Origin of the sequence: Mesorhizobium sp. M8A.F.Ca.ET.165.01.1.1 (assembly GCF_004792065.1) — a bacterium.
Taxonomy (GTDB): Bacteria; Pseudomonadota; Alphaproteobacteria; order Rhizobiales; family Rhizobiaceae; genus Mesorhizobium.
Genome location: NZ_SRTH01000024.1, coordinates 1 through 19,995, shown reverse-complemented (window position 1 = coordinate 19,995; position 19,995 = coordinate 1). Strand labels below are relative to the sequence as shown.

Below are 19,995 nucleotides of genomic sequence, written 5' to 3'. Positions count from 1 at the left end.
GCCTATCTGAGCTTGAGGGTGGAGAGGCCGACCAGCGCCAGGATGACGGCGATGATCCAGAAGCGGATCACCACCTGGCTTTCGGTCCAGCCGAGCTTTTCGAAATGATGATGGATCGGCGCCATCAGGAACACGCGCTTGCCGGTCATCTTGAAGTAGCCGACCTGGATGATGACCGAGAGGATCTCGACCACGAACAAGCCGCCGACGATGACGAGCACGATCTCGTGCTTGGTGGCGACCGCGACCGTGCCGATCAGGCCACCCATGGCGAGCGACCCGGTATCACCCATGAAGATCGCCGCCGGCGGCGCGTTGAACCAGAGAAAGCCAAGGCCGGCGCCAATGACCGCGCCAAGCACGACCGCCAGTTCGCCGGTGCCCGGCACGAAATGGATCTGCAGGTATTCAGCGAAGACCGCGTTGCCCGAGAGATAGGCGATGACGCCGAAGGACGCCGCCGCGATCATGATCGGCACGATCGCCAGACCGTCGAGGCCGTCGGTCAGGTTCACCGCATTGCCGGCGCCGACGATGACGAAGCAGGAGAACGGGATGAAGAACCAGCCGAGGTTGATGATGAATTCCTTGGCGAAGGGGAATGTCAGTGACGACGAGAACGGCGCCTGGCCATTGTGCATGATCGCCCAGGCGGCGATGCCGGCGATAACGAATTCCAACGCAAGCCGCGCCTTGCCGGAGAAGCCGAGATGCGACTGCTTGGTCACCTTCAGATAGTCGTCATAAAAGCCGATCGAGCCGAAGCCGAGTGTCACCAACAGCACCACCCAGACATAGATGCTGGACAGGTTCGCCCATAGAAGCGACGAGCCGATGATACCGGACAGGATCATCAGTCCGCCCATGGTCGGCGTACCCGCCTTCTTGAAATGCGTCTGCGGCCCGTCGGCGCGGATCGGTTGGCCCTTGCCTTGCCTGAGCCGCAGCGAATTGATGATGGTCGGCCCGAAGATGAAGACGATCAGCGCCGAGGTGATCAGCGCCCCGCCGGTGCGGAACGTGATGTAGCGGAAGACATTGAAGACAGAGACCTTGTCCGCGAAATCGACCAGCAGTGTGAACATGCGCTTTCGTCCCCCGACTAGGTCTGGTTGCTGGTTGTCGTCTCGGCCGGGAATTTGCCCAGCAGCGCATCGACCAGTTTTGCAAAACCGATGCCCTTCGACGATTTGATCATCACCACGTCGCCCGGCCTTAGCGCGGCGAGCAGCAGCGGCTTCAACTCCTCGACGCCGGCGCGGTATTCCGTCCTGATATCGTCCGGCAGCGCTTCCGCCAGCGAGCGCATCTCCGGCCCGCCGAGAAAGACTGTCCGCGTGCCCGTGCCGACGATGAGATCGGCAAGGGCGGCATGCAGCTTTGCCGAATGGTCGCCGAGCTCCAGCATGTCGCCGAGCACCGCGATGCGTCTGCCCTCGCCTGTCACCGGCGTTGCGTTGAGTAGCGCCATGGCGGCCGCCATCGAGGCCGGATTGGCGTTGTAGCTCTCGTCGATCAGCGTGATCGGGCCACCGTGCATAGGGCTACCGGGCTGGCCCGAAGTCGGGCCACCGGGATGCCGCAGCACATGGCGCTTGCCGCGCCCGCGCTCGGCGGAGAGATCGGCCAGCGCCAATGCCACCTTGTCGAGATCGGCGCCGACCAGATGCGCGGCGCCTAGCACCGCCAGCACGTTCTGCACCATGTGCCGGCCAGGCGCTCCGATACGAGCGATCATATCGTGGCCGCTGATCCTGGCGGCGATGTCGGAATGGTCGGCATGCAACTCGCACTTGACCAGCTTGAACGTCGAGCGCGCATTCTCGCCGAAGCCATAGACATGCTCGACGCCGGCAGCTTGCGCCATCTTGTCCAGCAGCTTGAAACGCGCATCGTCGCGGTTGAGAACCGCGGCGCCCTCGGGTTCCAGCCCTTCAAAAATCTCGGCCTTGGCCCTGGCGATCTCGTCCAGATTGCGGAAGAAGCCGAGATGCGCGGCCGCGATCATGGTGACGATGGCGACATGCGGCCGCACCATCTTCACCAGCGGCCGGATCTCGTCGGGATGGTTCATGCCGATCTCGAACACGGCATAATCGCAGTCATCGGGCATGCGCGCCAAGGTCAGCGGCACGCCCCAATGGTTGTTGAACGACTGCGCCGAGGCATGCACCTTGCCGACGGCCGAAAGCACGTGGCGCAGCGCCTCCTTGGTGGTGGTCTTGCCCGCGGAACCGGTGACCGCGATGATCTTGGCCTGCGAGCGGGCGCGCGACGCGACACCGAGCTTTTCCAGCGCAACCAGAACGTCCTCGACGACGATGATCGGCGCGGTCAGCCGGCCAAGCGACGGCAGCTTGCCTTCTGCCACCACCAGCACGCCGGCGCCGGCCTTGATGGCCGCGGTGACGAAGTCATGGCCGTCCATCGTCTCGCCCTTGATGGCAAAGAAGGCGTCGCCCGGCTGCAGGCTGCGGCTGTCGATCGAAATGCCCGATATACCTTCGGGCATGGGGCCGAGCGGCCGCCCGTCCGTGGCGGCAACCAGCGCTTCCGAAGTCCACAGCAAACTCATGCGGCACGCTCCCTGAGCGCGGCGCGCACTTCCTCGTGGTCGGAGAAATGCAGGGTTTCCGAGCCGATCGTCTGGCCTTCCTCATGGCCCTTGCCGGCCACGATCAGCGTGTCGCCGGCATGCAGCATGCGGACAGCCTCGTGGATTGCCTTGCGCCGGTCACCGATTTCGATGGCGCCGGGCGCCGCGGCAAGAATGGCGGCGCGGATGCTTTCGGGCACTTCGGAGCGCGGATTGTCGTCGGTGACGATGACGACATCGGCGAGCCGGGTCGCGATCTCGCCCATGATCGGTCGTTTGCCCCGGTCACGGTCGCCGCCGCAGCCGAACACGACCATCACGCGACCGGTGGTGAACGGACGCACCGAGGCCAGCACATTCTCCAGCGCATCCGGCTTGTGGGCGTAATCGACATAGACCGGAGCCCCGCTCGCCGTGGTACCGACAAGGTCGAGCCTGCCCGGCGCGCCTTTCAATTTCTCCAATGCCCCCAAGGCCTTGGCGACAGGTGTTCCGGTGGAAATGGCAAGCCCCGCCGCAACCAGCGCGTTGGCGATCTGGAAATCGCCGGCGAGCGGCAGGTCGATTTCGTGGATCACACCGTCGGCTTCGACCTCGGCACGCTGGCGATGACGCTCATGCTCGACCCGCTTCAACCTGAGGAAATCGCCATGACGGCCGACCGTCAGCACGTCGAGCCCGGCGGCCCGAGCTGCCTTTATCGTGGGTTCCGACCAAGGATCGTCGGCGAAGACGATAGCCGGTGCGCCGTTCGGCAGCAGCGTGTCGAACAGGCGCAATTTGGCACGGTGATAATCCTCGACCGTCGGATGGTAATCCATGTGGTCGCGGCCGAGATTGGTGAAGCCGCCAGCCGAGAGCTTCACCCCATCGAGGCGGCGCTGGTCGAGCCCGTGGCTGGAGGCCTCAATCGAGGCGTGGCTAACGCCGGCATCCGCCAATTCCCGCAGCAACTGATGCAGGGCGACCGGATCGGGTGTCGTCAGTGAACCATATTCGTTGCGGCCAGGCGCGACCACGCCGGTGGTACCGATCGAGGCGGCAGCGTATCCCGCCTGCTCCCAGATCTGCCGGGTGAAGGCGGCGACCGACGTTTTGCCACTGGTACCGGTCACGGCGACCATGGTTTGCGGCTGCCTGCCGAAATAGCGGGCGGCACTCAACGCCAGTGCCAGGCGCGGATCATCGACCGCCAGCACCGGAACCGGCAAATCGGCCAGGCCACTGCCTTTGCCCGTGACGATCGCTGCAGCGCCACGTCGGGCCGCGTCGGCGGCGTAGCTCGCGCCATCGGCCTTGGTTCCGGCAAGCGCGAAAAAGACGACGCCGGGTTTCACCTGGCGGGAATCGGACGAGATGCCTGTAACCTCCAGATCGACGGAAGCTGTTCCTTCGACTGGCAGGATACCGGCTAGATCTTTGAGCTTCATCGAGTCCCGTTCACCGCAACAAAATAGCGCGCAGTTGCCGGCGCGCCCCAAGAATCACTGATAGGAAACCAGCGTTGCACCATTTTCATGGCTGAAATCTGGCTTCACGCCAAGCATGGCCGCTGCACGCCTGATGATATTGCCGGCCATGACCCCCGCATTGTTGGCCGCGACGTCGGTCATCCCAGGCTTTTCCGGATGCGGGGCGTCGGCGATCGTGAACACCAAATATTGCGGATCGTCCATCGGGAAGGCGGCGACAAAGGTGTTGAAATTCAATTCCTTCGAGTAACGGCCGTTGATGACCTTCTCGGCCGTTCCGGTCTTGCCGCCGACGCGGTAGCCGGGAACCCGGGCATTTCTGGCCGAACCCTTCTCGGCGTTGAGCGAATAGAGGTAGCGCATGCCCTCGACGGTCTTTTCGGTAACCACTTTCTTGGCCGCCGCCATCGCATCCTCCTGGCTGCGGACCAGAAATGTAGGCTGCATCAGAAAGCCGCCATTGACCAGCGCCGCGCAGCCGACAGCCGCTTGCAGCGGCGTCGTCGACACGCCATGGCCGAAGGCGATGGTGAACGAATTGACCTGCTTCCACACCTTCGGCTCGGTCGGGCGGGCGACTTCGGGCAGTTCGGTCTGCATCTTCTCCAGAATGCCGAGGCGATGCAGGAATTCGCGGTGCGCCTCGATGCCGACCAGCTCGGCCTCCCTGGCCGACCCGATGTTGGACGAATAGAGGAAGACCTCCGGCAGCGACAGCACACGGTTCTTGCCGTGGAAATCGTGAATGGCCTGGTGGCCGACCCGGATTGGATGCGAAGCGTCGAAGCGGCTCGACATCGTCGCCTTGCCGGAATCGAGCGCCATGGCCGAGGTGAAGCTCTTGAAGGTCGAGCCCATCTCATAGAGCCCCGCCGACATCCGGTTAAGCCGGTCCTTGTCCTGCGCGTTGTAGGGATTGTTCGGATCGAAATCCGGCACCGAGGCCATGGCCACCACTTCGCCGGTCTTGACGTTGAGCACGACGGCGCCAGCGCCCATGGCGCGATAGCGCTCCAGGCCGGCGGCGATCTCGTCGCGCACCACATGCTGGACGCGCAGATCGATCGAAAGCTTCACCGGCCTGAGATCCTTCGCCACCGCCAGGCCCGACGCCTGCAGGTCGCTCAGGCCCTGCTCATCGATATATTTCTCCATGCCGGAGATGCCCTGGTTGTCGATGTTGGTCAGGCCGACGATGTAGGAGGAGGTCTCGCCGCTCGGATAAAAACGGCGCTTTTCGGTGCGGAAGCCAAAGCCGGGAATGCCGAGCTGCATGATGTCGGCCTGCTGCTTGGGCGTCAGTTGCCGCTGCAGCCAGACGAAGCCGGCGCCGCTCTTCAGCTTGTGATAGGTCTGCTCGTAGTCGATTTCGGGCAGCACCGTCGACAGCTTCTCGATAGCCTCATCGGCATCGACGATGCGGCGCGGCTCGGCGAACAGCGACGCCGTCTTGATGTCGGTGGCCAGAACTTCACCGTTGCGATCGACAATGTCGGGACGTGACGCCGTCACCCGGCTTTGCGGACCGCCCGACAGGTCGGGTGTCTGGAAACCGAGATAGACCAGCCGCCCCGATATGGTCGAGAAGATGCCGAAGAACACCGCCATCGTCATCACGATGCGGGCCTTGCCCTTGCCGCCGGTCGCCTTGCGGGCGCCTTCGACCACGATCGACCCGTCCTCGCTTGTCCTGGCGCGGCCTACCGTGGCGAAGCGCTTCAGCAGTTTGCCGATCATTGGGCGATGTCTCCGGTGACGACGGGATCCTTGTCGCCCGAGGGCGCCTTGTCGGAATTGTCGGCCACGGCGCCCTGGCGCCCGTTCAGGATGTCCTGGATGTCGAGCGCCTTGGCCGGCAGGTCGCCCAGGCCCACGATCTGCCGGCCACTGACCGGCTCCAATGCGAGCTGCGCCTTATAGAGTTCGGCCAGCTTCTGCAGCCGCGACGGCTGGGTGAGCAGGCTCCAGTCGGCCTTGAGCAGGTCGATCGTGTCCTCCTCAAAGCGTATCTCGGCATGGATCTTCTGCACGGCCGCCAACTGGTCCTCGGCCTCGCGCTTGGCCTTGTAGGTCAGGGCCGCTGCCGAAACCATGACGGCGATCAGGACAATGTCGCTGGTACGAAACACGTGCTTACCTCTCCCCCGGCCGATCGATGCCGGGAAGCTTTGGAAGGCCGAAAATCGAAAAATCGTCGCCGCGCGCCGGCGCCTCGGTGCGGACCGCCGCGCGCAGCCTGGCCGAGCGGGCGCGTGGGTTGGCCGCAACCTCGGCGTCGCCTGCCGTCACGCCGCCACCAGCCTTGCGGAAAGTCGCGGTGCGCGCCTGCGCCTCCGGCATGTGGCGCGAGCCGGTCATGGCGTCGGCGCGATCGGCGATGAAGCGCTTGACGATGCGGTCTTCAAGCGAATGGAACGTCACCACGACAAGTCGGCCGCCTGGCTTCAGCGCGCGTTCGGCCGCGAACAGCGCCTTGGCCAATTCACCGAGCTCGTCATTGACGAAGATGCGCAGCGCTTGAAAAACGCGGGTCGCCGGATGGATCTTGTCCTTCGGCGCGCGGCCGATATGCGTCTCGATGGCGTCGGCGAGTTCCAGCGTGCGCTCGAACGGCCGTTTTTCCCGGCGCGCCTCGATCATGCGGGCGATACGGCCGGCGTGACGCTCCTCTCCGAGGAAGCCGAAGATGCGGGCAAGGTCGCCCGGCTTGAAACTGTTGACGACATCGGCGGCGCTCAGGCCCGCCTGCGCCATGCGCATGTCGAGCGGGCCGTCGAAGCGGAAGGAAAAGCCGCGCTCGGCCTGGTCGATCTGCATCGAGGAGACGCCGATGTCGAACACGACGCCATCGGCGCTGTCGATGTGTTCGTCGAGCGTCGAGAACGGCGCCTGCACCAGCCTCAGCCGACCGCCGGACTGCGCCTCGAGGTCGCGGCCGGCCGCGATGGCATCCGGATCGCGGTCGATGGCAACCACGGACGCGCCGGCCGCCAGGATGGCCTTCGTATAGCCGCCGGCGCCGAACGTACCGTCGATGACGATGTCGCCCTCCGCGGGCGCCAGCGCTTCGAGCACTTCGCCAAGAAGGACCGGAATGTGGCGGACCGATCCGCCAACGGCGTTGTTATCATCGCCGTGGCCCACCATCATTCCGGTCGCTCCCCAGCCTTGGCCTCGTGAGCCTTCGTCCCCTGCCGAAGCTGCAAAAGCCTGGCCCGCGCCTGCGCCCCGTAGGTCGCGAGCCGTCCCGGCTCCCAGATCTGAAAGAAATTGCCGCGCCCGACAAAGGCCACTTCCGCCGAGATGCCGGTATGTTCGCGAATGAAATCGGTCATGGTTATGCGGCCGTCCTGGTCGAGTTTCAGGAACGCTCCGTCGCCATGGCAGAAGAACGACATGTCGTCCGCCGTCTGCAGGAAGGGGTCTTCCCGAGCGATGCGCTGCTCGTAGCGGTCGAGCAGGTCGAGCCCGCCGACATCCATCGCCGTCAGGTCCAGGCAACGCAGCGCGTAGAGTTCCGAATAGCCGCGCTTCTGCACCACGGCACGAAAATGCGCGGGAACGGACACCCGCCCCTTCGCATCGATCCTGCTCACCGTGTTCGACAGAAACCGGTCCATCACACGTTACAGCCGCTTGCGCCGCCGCACCCCTCTTCATCGTGTCGCACGCGCCACCGCCGCGCGTTGCCTGCCCCGCACCCACCTCGTCCACAGGGGCGAAAACCGGCAAACGCACAGCCGCCGCGGCTGCCCGATTGGCGAACGCTTTACCCTGACGCGGAACGAAGGCTTTGATGTCGAAATGGGATATCATGGGGCACTATGGGCGTCAACGGGAATAGGCTTCTCAGACACGCGCGCCACGCCGACGAGAAAGGCTTTGACAGCGCACCTCGTCTTTATGATCCATTAAGCCTAACGAAGCGTTTAGAGCCTGCCTGGCCCAACTGGAGGCGCCTTGCCGCAAACCGCGGCCGGGCATAGCGTCTCGTCCATCTCACCGACCACCAAGGGATTTGAAATCGATGCCTGAAACTGCGAAGTCGCGCGCTGCGGCCCTTCCCCATTTGCGTCGCAGCGGGTTCGCCATGGGCGATTCCATTCCCCTGCCCCTGACCATGGCCGCCATCTTCCATGCACCGGGCGACGCCACCGGCTTCAACCAGTACGGCCGCTTCAGCAACCCGACCTGGGATGCCGTCGAACACATGTTGTCCCATCTGGAAGACGCGCCTTGCGTCGGCTTTCCCTCGGGGATGGCGGCGATCTCGGCGGCATTCTTTGCCGTGCTCAAGGCCGGCGACCATATCCTGCTGCCTTCGGACGGCTATCACACCACCAGGGCGCTGGCCGATCGCTTCCTGGAGCCGCTCGGCGTCACCTACGATGTCAGGCCGACATCGACCTTCCTCGACGGCGGCTTCGCGGGTTACCGCCTGGCCTTCGTCGAAACGCCCGCAAATCCGGGACTGGACATCTGCGATATCGCCGCTGTCGCCGAAGCCGTTCACAAGGCGGGCGCGCTGCTGGTGGTCGACAACACGACGATGACGCCCTTCGGCCAGCGCCCTCTCGATCATGGTGCCGATATCGTTGTCGCCGCCGACACCAAGGCGCCCAATGGCCATTCCGACGTGCTGTTCGGTCATGTCGCCAGCCGCAATGCGGACATCATCGCCGCCGTGACCGGCTGGCGCGAGGTCTCGGGCAGCATCCCCGGCCCGTTCGAAGCCTGGCTGGTGCATCGCGGCCTGGAAACATTGGACGTGCGTTTCGACCGCATGTGTTCGTCGGCGGAAGTGATCGCGCGGCGCCTGCAGGGCCATAGGGCGATCAGGGGCCTGCGTTATCCCGGCCTGGAAGGCGATCCCTCGCACAATCTTGCCCGCGCCCAGATGGAGCGCTTCGGCTTCCTCATCTCCTTCGAACTCGCTTCCGAGCAGAAAGCCGAGGATTTCATCAACGGCTGCGAATTGATGCAGGCCGCGACCTCCTTCGGCGGCGTCCACACCTCGGCCGAGCGGCGTTTGAAGCGAGGCGACGCGGTGCCGGCTGGCTTCGTACGCCTGTCGGTCGGCTGCGAGCCGGTGGAAGAACTCTGGAAGGCGATCGAGGCCTCGCTGGACAGGGTCAGCGGCTGACAAATCCACTACGAGCCGAGGTCATCGGCTTCGATGTTGCGGCGACCATGCAGCACGCGAAGAATTTCGATCGCATCACCGCCGACCCGGTACAAGGTGAGGTAGTCGCCGACGACCAGGTGACGAATACCGGTGCTATGTCGTCGCGTGGCGCACCTGAGACGGGATGCAACGTCAGCAAATCCCAACGTCTTTCCAGCGCATCCACGAAGCGAACAGCAGCGCGCGGGTCGTGGCTGGCGATGTAGTCGCCGATGCTTTCGAGATCGACGGTGGCTTGAGGAAGCAGTCGGTATTTCACTCCTGGAAGCCTTGGACCTCGGCCCTCCTCAGGTATTTCGCGCGCAGTCGTTCCATGATTGGCTGGCCGTCTTGCGCAGGCCCGCTGTCGATCCCCTCCTGCACCAGCTTGCGCAGTTCTTCGACCGTGTAGCCCATCAGGTCGCGGCGGTCCTTCCATTGCCGCAACGCATCGCGGATCACCTCGCTCGCCGAGGCGTATTCTCCAGCCGCGACCACATCGTCGACCGCCCGCGCCAGTTCCGGCGAAAGCGTGATGCTGCGTTTGTCCACCTGACCCATGATAGGCTCCCGATGATGAGCCGCGATGGTACGATTTAATCGCACCAGTTTCAAGGAAGTCGGCGGAGATCTCTGGGTGTGGCGACGCAAAGTAGCTCCGCGCCCTTGAATCAGAAGGTGCGGCCAAGGGCGCAACCTTCTGATATCGAAAGACTTAATCCATATATGATGGAGAAAAATTGCCAGCCGGCCTGTAAGCCGGGTTTTGTATGGCCCTCGCCCCTTGCGAAGCGAGAACGTGGCGGCCATTCATCTTGGGCGCATGTTGCCATGCGCCTCACGCAACCTACCCGGACGGTGAGCCGGAAACAGCCCTCGAGGGTTTCCCCTCGCACCGCCCCTATTCGGTCTTGCTCCCGGTGGGGTTTACCGTGCCGCTCCTGTTGCCAGTCGCGCGGTGGGCTCTTACCCCACCCTTTCACCCTTACCCCGACAAAGTCGTGGCGGTTTGTTTTCTGTGGCGCTTTCCCTGGGGTCGCCCCCGCCGGCCATTAACCGGCACCGTGTCTCCATGGAGCCCGGACTTTCCTCACCCGCGGCCTTTCGGCGTTTGCGGGTGCGGCCGCCCGGCCAGCTGGCAGGGCGTATAAAGGGGTTCACACCACAAAACGCAACCGAAAAAGCCGATTGTGACCGGTTCTCGTCAAGCCGGCGCGCCGACAGCCGCCAGCTGAACCTTGACCTTGCTACAGTAAGCCGCGGAAACCGGGTTCATGCGAGTGGCGCCATGGCCGGCATTGTATTTGAGGATCGTGCCGCAGGTCGTGCCGCCACCCAGGTCGCGCGCCATGGCGAGGTACTTCATGCCGTATTTGATGTTGGTGTCTGGATCGAACAGGCCCTTGGCCGACCCATTGTAACCCATCATCCGCGCGGTTGCCGGCTTGATCTGCATCAGGCCGATCTCACCGGCGCCGCCGACCATGTTCGGCCGATAGTTGCTCTCGATCTTGATCACGGCGTGGGCCAGCGACACCGGAACCCCGTAGCTCGCCGCGTAGCGGGCGACAATCGCGGAATATTGGCCGCTGCTCGCCACTGCCGCGGTCGCCGCGGCGACGTTGCTGAGACCGATCGATGCCGTCGTCGTCATGTCAACGGTCTTGCGGCCGCGTTTCGTCTGCCTTTTGGCGGGGGTTTTCCTTGCCTTGGTCCAGCTTGCCTTTTCCACTTTCGCGGAAGCCTGCTTCGTCGTCGCCTTCGCACTCTTGGTGCTTTTGGCCGAAATGGCCTTGCCTTTGGCGGATGTCGCGACCAGACCCTGGTCGGCCCGCTGGCTTAACGGTGCGGCGCCGGCCGCGCTGAAGGCAAAACTCATTACCCCGGCAGCAAGAGCTGCCGTTAAAACGGTCAATTTCTGCATGTGATCCTGTTCTGTTGGGACCACGCGAAGACTTTCGCGCGGCATCGCTTGATCAATATCGGATCACCCGGGGGCTGGACGTCCGACAAACTGTACGAAAGGCCCTTTGAAGCCCGATTTGGCGCCAATGAAGGCGGGGCAAGTCACTTTAAGTGACAGGTTGTAACTTTACGGTTGAGGAGGATTACTTGGACCGGCTCTTGACGTGAGGTCAACTCGTGACGGAGGCAAGCAGCCTCTGGAGCGTGCGCATCGTCGAGCCGTCGGCAACTCCGTCGACCCGGCGCGGTCGGAAATGCCGTTGGAAGGCCTCGACGACGATCCGTGTCCAATCGTCGAAAACGCCCGTTATCTCGACACCATAGCCATAGAGCGACAGCATCGACTGCAGCGCCTCGACATCGGCACCGTAGTCGCCTGGCTTCAGCGCGGCTCCGCGCCTGACGGGCGCGGCTGGCACGAGATGACCGACACCGGCCTTAAACAGCACGGCCCATGGAAACTTCTCGCCAGGATCAATCTTGCGACCAGGCGCCACGTCGGAATGCGCCAGCACCCGCTCGGCGGCGATCGCATGCCGTGCTGCAATCCCCTTGCACAGCCTGATCACCGCATTGATCTGGCGTCGCGGAAAGCCGGGATAGCCCAGCGAATGGCCCGGATTGACGATTTCGATGCCGACCGAGCAGGAATTGATGTCGGTGTGTCCGAACCAGGAACTCTGGCCGGCATGCCAGGCTCGGTCGCTTTCCCGGACCATCTGCACGATGTGGCCATTCTCATGGACGAGATAGTGCGACGAGACTTCACTCGCCGGATCGCACAGCCAGGCTTCGGCCCCGATACCGGTCGCCATGCCCGTATAGTGCAGCACGATCATGTCGGGCTTCTGCCTGTCGCGCCTTGGCCCGAAATTCGGCGATACCCTGACCTCGGCACTCGGCTCGTCGGGCAGGAAGCCGCTCATGCGTGCCGCAGGCCCCGCTCGATCATCTCGTAGGCGGCGTTGATCGCCGCGACCCTGGTCGTCGCGATCTTGATGAATTCCTGCGGCAGTCCGCGCGCGATCAGCCGGTCCGGGTGGTTGTCGGACACCAGCTTGCGGTAACGCTTCCTGACCTCCTCGAACGGCTTGCCGCGCTCGATACCGAGCACGACATAGGGGTCGCCGGCGCCAAGATTGACATGCCGCGCCATGATCGATTCGTAGTGCGCCTCGTCGATGCGGAAGATCTCGGCGATACGATGCAGGAAAATGCCTTCGCGCTCATGCACCAGCCCGTCGGCCTTGGCGATGTGGAACAGGCCGTCGAGTATGTCTTCCAGCATCACGCAATTGGAGTGCCCGGAGCCGCACATCTGCGCCATGCGCTCGGCATAGGTTTCGAAACCGGCCACATCCCGCTGGGCGAGATCGAACAGCCGCGCAACATTGCGCGTCTCTTTCGCCGGCACTTCGAAGATTTCCTGGAAGGCGCGCACCTCATCCTGGGTGACGATGCCGTCGGCCTTGGCCATCTTGGCCGAAAGCGCGATCATCGCCACTGAGAAGGCGACGCGGCGGCGCAGGTCGGCGTCGCCGGAGAAAACCGTGCGCACAGCCTCGACCACGTCGGCGACGCTAGACGTGGTTGAAGACGAAACCCGGGTGATGAAGTCGCCGAGGCGGTCCCAAATCGACATGGCCAGCTTCATAGAGCCAACCGGTCCCCGCTATCAAGCCAATAACGGCCAACTTGTCGGGCCTGTGAACGAAGGGCGCTTTGCTGGTTCCAACAGTCACCCCTACGAGAAAAAGGCCGACATCAAGCCGGCCTTCCTCCCAAGACACTTACTGCTTACAAACTACTGCGCGGGCGCAGGAGCAGGCGTTGCCGGAGCCGGCTCGGCAGGCTTGGTCGAATTGTCAGCCGGGGCCGCAGGCTTCATCGGCTGCTCGGCGGCCGGCGGATTGGTGCTCTGGGTCGTGGTCTTGTCGGTACCGCTGTCGCTGCATGCCGCGACGCCAAGCAGGACAAGCGCCGAAACCGACGCAAGAATGAGCTTTTTCATGACATCTCTCCTTCAACACACGCTCACGTTGCAGTGAACGGTCGAAGGGAAAATGCATGACCGGGCCAAGGGTTTCGTAACGTTGCGTTTCCACCTGTAACATCAATGGCATGCAGGCGACATTGCTGCCGGCGCTTCGGCGCTTTAACAACGACACCGGACAACGGAATACCGGAGACAACCGCATGACCGCCAAATGGGATTTCTGGATCGATCGCGGCGGCACCTTTACCGATATTATCGGCCGTGACCCGCAAGGCGGGCTGCATCCGCGCAAGCTGCTGTCGGAGAATCCCGAAGCCTATGCCGATGCCGCCATTCAGGGCATCCGCGATCTGCTCGGCCTTGGACCGGCCGCCGCGATCCCGTCCAGCCTGATCGGCGACATCAAGATGGGAACCACGGTGGCCACCAACGCCCTTCTGGAGCGCAAGGGCGACCGTGTGTTATTGCTCATCACCAAGGGGTTTCGCGATACGCTCAGGATCGCCTACCAGGCGCGACCCGACATTTTCGCCAAGGAAATCATTCTTCCCGAGCAACTCTACGAGCGCGTCATCGAGGTCAACGAGCGCGTGCTCGCCGACGGCCGCGTCGAACGGCTGCTCGATATCGCGGCTTGCCGGCCGGCCATAGAACAAGCGAAAGCCGATGGCATCGATGCCGTTGCCATCGTCTTCATGCATGCCTGGAAATATCCCGATCACGAGAAGGCGGTGGCCAGGGTCTGCCGCAAGCTTGGTTTCGGCCAGGTCTCGGTCAGCCACGAGGTCTCGCCGCTGATCAAGCTGGTCGGCCGCGGCGACACCGCGGTGGTGGATGCTTATCTGTCGCCCATCCTGTCGCGCTATGTGCAAAGGGTGGCGGGAGAACTGGGCGCGGCGCCAATCTCCCCCCTCGTGGGGGAGATGTCGGCGAAGCCGACAGAGGGGGGCGCTGCCCCGCCAACGTCTCGTTCTGTCGCGCCCCCCTCTGTCCTGCCGGGCATCTCCCCCACAAGGGGGGAGATCAGCCAATCCCCGCCTCGCCTGATGTTCATGATGTCTTCCGGCGGCCTCACCGCCGCCGACATGTTCCAGGGCAAGGACGCGCTGCTGTCGGGTCCGGCCGGCGGCGTCGTCGGCATGGTCGAGACGGCCAAGCTCGCCGGCTTCGACAAGGTCATCGGCTTCGACATGGGCGGCACCTCCACCGATGTCGCCCACTATGATGGCGAATATGAGCGAGCCTTCGACACCGAGGTCGCCGGTGTGCGCGTCCGCGCGCCGATGATGCGCATCCACACCGTCGCCGCCGGCGGCGGCTCGATCCTGCATTACGAGGCCGGCCGTTTCCGCGTCGGACCGGACTCTGCGGGCGCCAATCCCGGCCCGGCCGCCTACCGGCGCGGCGGCCCGCTGGCGGTCACCGATGCCAACGTCATGCTCGGCAAGCTGCAGCCCGATTTCTTCCCCTCGATCTTCGGCCCCGGCCAGGACGCGCCGCTCGACGCGCAAACCGTGCGCGCGAAATTCGCGTCACTTGCCGCCGGGATCGGCGATGGCCGCTCACCGGAAGCGGTCGCCGAAGGCTTCGTCACGATCGCTGTCGAGAACATGGCCAATGCGATCAAGAAGATTTCCGTGCAACGTGGCTACGACGTCACCGAATATCTGCTGAACTGCTTTGGCGGCGCCGGTGGCCAGCACGCCTGCCTGGTCGCGGATGCACTCGGCATGGAGGCGGTGCTGATCCATCCTTTCTCCGGCCTGCTTTCGGCCTATGGCATCGGCCTGGCGTCGGTCTTTGCCTCACGCCAGCAGGCGCTGCTCAAGCCGCTCGCCGAGGAATCCAGAGCGGAGATCGGCAACCTCATCGCCACCTTGAAAAAGGCCGTGGTCGCGGAGTTGGCGGCGCAAGGCATCGCCGAGGGCTCGGTCGCCACCAGGCCGGTGCTGCACATCCGCTATGACGGCACAGATACGGCACTGCCGGTGAATTTCGAGGCAGACTCGATCTTCCAGGCCAGGCGCGATTTCGAAATCGCCCACAAGGCGCAATTCGGCTTCGTCTATGACGACAAGCCGATGATCGTCGAGACCGTCGGCGTCGAAGGCACCGAAACCGGCCAGACGACCGCCGAAGCATATGCGCCGGCCGGGCCGGGACGGGTCAAGTCCGCTTCGGAGACCCGGCGTATCTACACGGAAGGCCGGTGGCATGAAGCTGGCGTCTACCGTCGTGAGAACCTCAGGCCGTCCAGTCTGGTTGCGGGCCCCGCCTTGATCATCGAGTCGAACCAGACGATCGTCGTCGAGCCGGGTTGGCAAGCCGAAATCACCAACCTCAATCACGTCGTCATACGCCGCACGGAAAGGAAAGCGCGCGCCGCCGCCCTTGGCACGCAAGCCGATCCGGTGATGCTCGAAGTCTTCAACAATCTGTTCATGTCGATCGCCGAGCAGATGGGCGTGAGGCTGCAGAACACCGCCTATTCCGTCAACATCAAGGAAAGGCTGGATTTCTCCTGCGCCGTCTTCGACCACACCGGGGCGCTGGTCGCCAATGCGCCGCACATGCCGGTGCATCTCGGCTCGATGGACCGTTCGGTCGAGACCATCATCCGGCTAAACTCCGGCGACATCCATGCCGGCGACGTCTTTGCCTTGAACGCCCCCTATAATGGCGGCACGCATCTGCCCGACATCACCGTGGTAACGCCGGTCTTCGATGACGCCCAGAAGAATATCCTCTTCTGGACGGCCTCGCGCGGCCATCATGCCGACATTGGCGGCACCGCCCCCGGCTCGATGACGCCGCTCGCCACCACGGTCGACGAGGAAGGCGTGCTGTTCGACAATTTCCGCATCGTCGACCGCGGAAAATTCCGCGAGACGGAGCTGCATACGCTGCTCACCGAGCATCGCTATCCGGCCCGCAATCCGCACCAGAACATTGCCGACCTGAAGGCGCAGATCGCAGCCAACGAGAAGGGCGTGGCGGAGCTGCGCAAGATGGTCGCGCATTTCGGTCTCGACGTCGTCGAGGCCTATATGGGCCATGTCCAGGACAACGCCGCCGAAAGCGTGCGCCGCGTGCTGGAACGGCTGCCGGACACGTCGGATTACGAATATCCGACCGATACCGGCCAGGTGATCAAGGTGAACATCACGGTCGACCGGAAAAAGCGCGAAGCGACCGTCGACTTCACCGGCACGTCGAAGGTCGAGAAGAACAATTTCAACGCGCCCGAGCCGGTCGCCCGCGCCGCCGTGCTCTACGCCTTCCGTGTCATGGTCGAGGACATGATCCCGATGAATGCCGGGTGCCTGAGGCCGATCAACATCGTCATTCCCGACGGCTGCATGCTCAAGCCCACCTACCCTGCCGCCGTCGTCGCCGGCAATGTCGAGACTTCGCAGCACGTGACCAACGCTCTGTTCGGCGCCATGGGCGCGATGGCCAATGCGCAGGGCACGATGAACAACCTGACCTTCGGCAACAAGCAGTACCAGTATTACGAGACGATCTGTTCCGGTTCGCCCGCCGGCCACATGAACTCCGGGCGCGGCTTTGCCGGCACGTCGGGTGTGCACACCCACATGACCAATTCGCGCCTTACCGACCCGGAGGTGCTGGAGCTTCGCTTCCCCGTGGTGCTGGAGGATTTTCACATCCGCGAGGGTTCTGGCGGCAAGGGCAAATGGAACGCCGGCGACGGCACCAAACGCACCATCCGCTTCCTCGAGAATATGGAATGCGCGATCCTGTCCTCGCACCGCAACCGCCCGCCGCAAGGACTGGAAGGCGGCGGCGATGGCGAGGTCGGCTCGACCAAGGTGCGCCGCAAGGATGGCACGGTCGAGGTGCTGAAGGCATGCGACCAGACGGTGCTGGATGCAGGCGAGGCTGTCATCCTGACGACACCGACGCCGGGCGGGTTTGGCAAGTGTAACACGCAAGGTAAAATGATATCGAGGTGAGAAACTGCGGGGACCATCCGACCGTGGACAAAAAAGATTTCGGGTTCGGCGTGCGGATCAAAACCATCAACCCGCGAAGAGCAGCTTCGCCATTCTATGCCGAAACACTTCGGGGCCAATGAGGAGCTAGCGCCCATATGGATGAGTACACGCGCCTCCCGAACTATGATCCCGATTTCTGTCGGAGGGTCGCCAAATGGGGAGCTATAGTCTGTTTTTTGGGAGTTGTTTTAGAGGCGTTCATCTTTTCGCTTGCCGACCCAGCGCGAGGCAGTTGCCCTGGGTGGATCATTCGCGACGTAGGCGGGCAACCCATACCACTAAAGGTAATATTTGTGCTGACGCTGTTTCCTGCATTTTGGGCTTGCTTCGTTTTTGTAAGGTGGAGACATTTTTCTAAGACAAATGCATGCTGCCGCCACAGGAACGTATGTGCCGCCCTTTTCAAAACTCTTAGGTCATCCCAAAATCGACCCCTTCACATTCCCTCATGATCAAGTGTTTCGAACCGTGATCGTGCTGTGGTGCATATTCTGTACAAGCCCTCTTTGGTTGATGCTCACTCTCTGTACAAATACATTTGGCTATCTTGGTTTCAGCCGCTGACTGCGACACGGACTCGCCCTCGATTTTCCACGTCCGTTGCCAAATGAGATTGCGCCAAGGTCGCACCTACATTTGCGCGCCACACCAAGACCTGAACCCGCGTCAACAGGCTGTCACCGGCCTGTCATGACCCTGCGCTACCCGCTTGCGGCAAAGCAAATGGGGAATCACTTTGCCATGACGGACGTCTCCTCGGATCTGGTTTTTCGCCGCGGCAAGGAAGTTGGAAGAGCGGTCTACCAGAACCGCGCCCTTTCGAAAGCCGGCATCTCGGAACGGCTGTTCGCCCTTCTGTTTTCCGGCCTGGTCTATCCGCAGATCTGGGAAGATCCCGAGGTCGACATGGACGCGATGCAGCTCGGCCAGGGCCACCGCGTCGTCACCATAGCATCGGGCGGCTGCAACATCCTGGCCTATCTCACCCGCTCGCCGGCACAGATCGACGCCGTCGACCTCAACGCCGCCCACATCGCGCTGAACCGCATGAAGCTGGAGGCGGTTCGCCATCTGCCATCGCAAGGCGATCTGTTCCGTTTCTTCGGTGCGGCGGACACAAGCCACAATTCCGAAGCCTACGACCGCTTCATCGCCCCGCATCTCGATCCGGTCAGCCGCCATTACTGGGAGCGCCGCAACTGGCGCGGCAACAGGCGCATAGGCGTTTTCGACCGCAATTTCTACCAGACCGGCTTGCTTGGCCTGTTCATCGCCATGGGGCACCGCACGGCGAAATTCTTCGGCGTCAACCCGGCCCGCATGATGGAAGCCAGGAATATCGACGAACAGCGCCGCTTCTTCAACGAGGAGCTGGCGCCGGTCTTCGACAAGAAGCTTCTGAAATGGGCGACCTCGCGAAAAGCCTCGCTGTTCGGTCTCGGCATCCCACCGGCGCAGTATGATTCGCTGATCACCTCCGGCGACGGCACCATGGCCAGCGTGCTGAAGGCCCGGCTGGAAAAGCTCGCCTGCGATTTCCCCCTGGAAAACAATTACTTCGCCTGGCAGGCTTTCGCCCGCCGCTACCCGGAACCAGGCGAGGCCGCCCTGCCCGCCTATCTCGAAAAGCAGAACTACCAGACCATCCGCGGCAATATAGACCGCGTCGCCATCCACCATGCCAACCTGATCGAATTCCTCGCCGGCAAGGATGCAGGCGTCGTCGACCGCTTCATCCTGCTCGATGCGCAGGACTGGATGACCGACGACCAGCTCAATGCGTTGTGGTCGGAAATCACCCGGACCGCCTCGGCCGGCGCCCGCGTCATCTTCCGTACCGCCGCAGAGCCCAGTCTGTTGCCGGGGCGCGTCTCGACTTCGCTGCTCGATCAGTGGGACTATCAGGACCAAGCATCGCGCGAATTCTCGGCTCGCGACCGCTCCGCCATCTATGGCGGCTTCCACCTCTATGTGAAGCGCGCAGCATGAGCACGACGGAGCTGCCGGCCAGCCACGCCGAACTGATGGACGGCGTCTACCGCTGGCAGCGCCACATCTATGACCTGACCCGCAAGTACTACCTGCTTGGCCGCGACCGGCTGATCGCGGGGCTGGACGTGCCGCCGGGCGGCGCCGTTCTGGAGCTCGGCTGCGGAACCGGGCGCAACATCATCCTCGCTGCCCGCGCCTATCCCGATGCCCGCTTCTTCGGCCTGGATATTTCGGCCGAAATGCTGGAAACGGCGAGCAAGGCGATCGACCGCGAAGGCCTGTCGGACCGCGTCATGCTGGCAAGGGGCGACGCCACCGATTTCGACGCCAAGGCGCTATTCGGCAAAGGCAGATTCGACCGGGTCTTCGTCTCCTATTCGCTATCAATGATCCCGGGCTGGGAGAAGACGGTCTCGGCAGCACTTGCCGCGCTGGCCCCGACGGGCTCGCTGCACATAGTCGATTTCGGCCAGCAGGAAGGCCTGCCGGGGTGGTTCCGCGCGTTGCTGCGCGGCTGGCTGAAGAAATTCCACGTCACGCCACGCGAATCCCTGCGTGATGTTCTGGAATCGCAGGCCGAGCGAACCGGCGCAACCTTCTGTTTTCGCACGCTTTATCGTGGCTATGCCTGGTTGGCTGTGATTGGGCCACACAGCTAGCTAGTTGTGGAGCCTCAACAGGTTGTCCTCGGTTAGAGCGAGGCGACTGATAGGTGTTTTGGACTTTAGGCTCCCGTGGGGACGGTGCCAATTGTATCTGTGCAGCCAGACCGGCAACTCTGCGGCGCGGTG

At 63.2% G+C, this 19,995-nt stretch carries 16 protein-coding genes, 1 other RNA gene and 2 pseudogenes; 4 read left to right on the top strand and 15 right to left on the bottom strand.

The features are described 5' to 3' along the window. Positions 1–2 precede the first annotated feature (2 nt). The 7 genes from mraY to mraZ are packed head-to-tail and all read right to left on the bottom strand — an operon-like array spanning position 3 to position 7,688. On the bottom strand, positions 3–1,085 hold the full coding sequence (gene mraY, locus EN808_RS32815) for a phospho-N-acetylmuramoyl-pentapeptide-transferase (RefSeq protein WP_015317207.1): 1,083 nt from the start codon (positions 1,083–1,085) through the stop codon (positions 3–5). A gap of 17 nt (positions 1,086–1,102) precedes the next feature. Beyond that, positions 1,103–2,575, bottom strand: a complete 1,473-nt coding sequence (locus EN808_RS32810; protein WP_127275793.1) for a UDP-N-acetylmuramoylalanyl-D-glutamyl-2,6-diaminopimelate--D-alanyl-D-alanine ligase — start codon at positions 2,573–2,575, stop codon at positions 1,103–1,105. Beyond that, a complete protein-coding gene (locus EN808_RS32805) occupies positions 2,572–4,026 on the bottom strand; it encodes a UDP-N-acetylmuramoyl-L-alanyl-D-glutamate--2,6-diaminopimelate ligase (protein ID WP_135918049.1) in 1,455 nt (484 codons plus the stop codon). The genes EN808_RS32810 and EN808_RS32805 overlap by 4 nt, the downstream gene beginning before the upstream one ends. A 54-nt stretch (positions 4,027–4,080) precedes the next feature. Further along, positions 4,081–5,805, bottom strand: a complete 1,725-nt coding sequence (locus EN808_RS32800) for a penicillin-binding protein 2 (protein ID WP_127275795.1) — start codon at positions 5,803–5,805, stop codon at positions 4,081–4,083. Next, complete coding sequence (locus tag EN808_RS32795) at positions 5,802–6,197, bottom strand: hypothetical protein (RefSeq protein ID WP_127275796.1); 396 nt, start codon at positions 6,195–6,197, stop codon at positions 5,802–5,804. Before EN808_RS32795 ends, EN808_RS32800 begins: the two co-directional genes overlap by 4 nt. A 4-nt stretch (positions 6,198–6,201) precedes the next feature. Continuing rightward, positions 6,202–7,218, bottom strand: a complete 1,017-nt coding sequence (gene rsmH, locus EN808_RS32790; protein WP_127275797.1) for a 16S rRNA (cytosine(1402)-N(4))-methyltransferase RsmH — start codon at positions 7,216–7,218, stop codon at positions 6,202–6,204. Further along, complete coding sequence (gene mraZ, locus EN808_RS32785) at positions 7,215–7,688, bottom strand: division/cell wall cluster transcriptional repressor MraZ (RefSeq protein ID WP_127275798.1); 474 nt, start codon at positions 7,686–7,688, stop codon at positions 7,215–7,217. The genes rsmH and mraZ overlap by 4 nt, the downstream gene beginning before the upstream one ends. Positions 7,689–8,095: 407 nt before the next feature. Here mraZ and EN808_RS32780 point away from each other — a divergent pair, with 407 nt between their 5' ends. Then, entirely contained in the window at positions 8,096–9,211 is a 1,116-nt protein-coding gene (locus EN808_RS32780; protein WP_127275799.1) for a cystathionine gamma-lyase, read from the top strand. 8 nt (positions 9,212–9,219) lie between these two features. Here EN808_RS32780 and EN808_RS32775 read toward each other — a convergent pair. The 7 genes and pseudogenes from EN808_RS32775 to EN808_RS32745 form a co-directional block, all read right to left on the bottom strand. Continuing rightward, positions 9,220–9,512: pseudogene (locus EN808_RS32775) on the bottom strand (type II toxin-antitoxin system RelE/ParE family toxin). Then, positions 9,509–9,793: a type II toxin-antitoxin system ParD family antitoxin gene (locus tag EN808_RS32770; RefSeq protein WP_127275800.1), complete on the bottom strand. Its 285-nt coding sequence runs from the start codon at positions 9,791–9,793 to the stop codon at positions 9,509–9,511. Before EN808_RS32770 ends, EN808_RS32775 begins: the two are co-directional and overlap by 4 nt. A gap of 178 nt (positions 9,794–9,971) precedes the next feature. Further along, positions 9,972–10,371, bottom strand: an RNA gene (gene rnpB / locus EN808_RS32765) — RNase P RNA component class A. A 65-nt stretch (positions 10,372–10,436) separates the two neighbouring features. Continuing rightward, positions 10,437–11,156, bottom strand: coding sequence for a transglycosylase SLT domain-containing protein (locus EN808_RS32760; RefSeq protein ID WP_127275801.1), 720 nt, complete (start codon positions 11,154–11,156; stop codon positions 10,437–10,439). Positions 11,157–11,367: 211 nt separating this feature from the next. After that, positions 11,368–12,123: an N-acetylmuramoyl-L-alanine amidase gene (locus EN808_RS32755; RefSeq protein ID WP_127275802.1), complete on the bottom strand. Its 756-nt coding sequence runs from the start codon at positions 12,121–12,123 to the stop codon at positions 11,368–11,370. Then, positions 12,120–12,839: a DnaJ family molecular chaperone gene (locus EN808_RS32750; protein WP_135918048.1), complete on the bottom strand. Its 720-nt coding sequence runs from the start codon at positions 12,837–12,839 to the stop codon at positions 12,120–12,122. Before EN808_RS32750 ends, EN808_RS32755 begins: the two co-directional genes overlap by 4 nt. 162 nt (positions 12,840–13,001) lie before the next feature. Beyond that, positions 13,002–13,208 carry a hypothetical protein gene (locus EN808_RS32745; protein ID WP_127275804.1) on the bottom strand — a complete coding sequence of 69 codons (207 nt, stop codon included), beginning with the start codon at positions 13,206–13,208 and terminating at the stop codon, positions 13,002–13,004. A gap of 185 nt (positions 13,209–13,393) precedes the next feature. Between EN808_RS32745 and EN808_RS32740 the strand changes: the two genes are divergently transcribed. The 3 genes from EN808_RS32740 (at position 13,394) to EN808_RS32730 (ending at position 19,863) form a co-directional block, all read left to right on the top strand. Further along, complete coding sequence (locus EN808_RS32740; RefSeq protein WP_135918047.1) at positions 13,394–17,170, top strand: hydantoinase B/oxoprolinase family protein; 3,777 nt, start codon at positions 13,394–13,396, stop codon at positions 17,168–17,170. 732 nt (positions 17,171–17,902) lie between these two features. Continuing rightward, positions 17,903–19,201 carry a DUF3419 family protein gene (locus EN808_RS32735; RefSeq protein ID WP_135918046.1) on the top strand — a complete coding sequence of 433 codons (1,299 nt, stop codon included), beginning with the start codon at positions 17,903–17,905 and terminating at the stop codon, positions 19,199–19,201. Beyond that, positions 19,198–19,863: a class I SAM-dependent methyltransferase gene (locus EN808_RS32730; RefSeq protein WP_135918045.1), complete on the top strand. Its 666-nt coding sequence runs from the start codon at positions 19,198–19,200 to the stop codon at positions 19,861–19,863. Before EN808_RS32735 ends, EN808_RS32730 begins: the two co-directional genes overlap by 4 nt. Here the strand turns inward: EN808_RS32730 and EN808_RS32725 are convergent. Beyond that, positions 19,864–19,995: pseudogene (locus tag EN808_RS32725) on the bottom strand (IS481 family transposase); the annotation flags it as partial. It lies immediately after the preceding gene.

Coding starts and splice junctions, on each gene's coding strand:
- EN808_RS32760 (WP_127275801.1), bottom strand. CDS start 11,156: ATGCAGAAATTGACCGTTTTAACGGCAGCTCTTGCTGCCGGGGTAATG.
- EN808_RS32770 (WP_127275800.1), bottom strand. CDS start 9,793: ATGGGTCAGGTGGACAAACGCAGCATCACGCTTTCGCCGGAACTGGCG.
- EN808_RS32750 (WP_135918048.1), bottom strand. CDS start 12,839: ATGTCGATTTGGGACCGCCTCGGCGACTTCATCACCCGGGTTTCGTCT.
- mraZ (WP_127275798.1), bottom strand. CDS start 7,688: ATGGACCGGTTTCTGTCGAACACGGTGAGCAGGATCGATGCGAAGGGG.
- EN808_RS32745 (WP_127275804.1), bottom strand. CDS start 13,208: ATGAAAAAGCTCATTCTTGCGTCGGTTTCGGCGCTTGTCCTGCTTGGC.
- EN808_RS32735 (WP_135918046.1), top strand. CDS start 17,903: ATGACCCTGCGCTACCCGCTTGCGGCAAAGCAAATGGGGAATCACTTT.
- EN808_RS32810 (WP_127275793.1), bottom strand. CDS start 2,575: ATGAGTTTGCTGTGGACTTCGGAAGCGCTGGTTGCCGCCACGGACGGG.
- EN808_RS32730 (WP_135918045.1), top strand. CDS start 19,198: ATGAGCACGACGGAGCTGCCGGCCAGCCACGCCGAACTGATGGACGGC.
- EN808_RS32780 (WP_127275799.1), top strand. CDS start 8,096: ATGCCTGAAACTGCGAAGTCGCGCGCTGCGGCCCTTCCCCATTTGCGT.
- EN808_RS32805 (WP_135918049.1), bottom strand. CDS start 4,026: ATGAAGCTCAAAGATCTAGCCGGTATCCTGCCAGTCGAAGGAACAGCT.
- mraY (WP_015317207.1), bottom strand. CDS start 1,085: ATGTTCACACTGCTGGTCGATTTCGCGGACAAGGTCTCTGTCTTCAAT.
- EN808_RS32740 (WP_135918047.1), top strand. CDS start 13,394: ATGACCGCCAAATGGGATTTCTGGATCGATCGCGGCGGCACCTTTACC.
- rsmH (WP_127275797.1), bottom strand. CDS start 7,218: ATGATGGTGGGCCACGGCGATGATAACAACGCCGTTGGCGGATCGGTC.
- EN808_RS32755 (WP_127275802.1), bottom strand. CDS start 12,123: ATGAGCGGCTTCCTGCCCGACGAGCCGAGTGCCGAGGTCAGGGTATCG.
- EN808_RS32800 (WP_127275795.1), bottom strand. CDS start 5,805: ATGATCGGCAAACTGCTGAAGCGCTTCGCCACGGTAGGCCGCGCCAGG.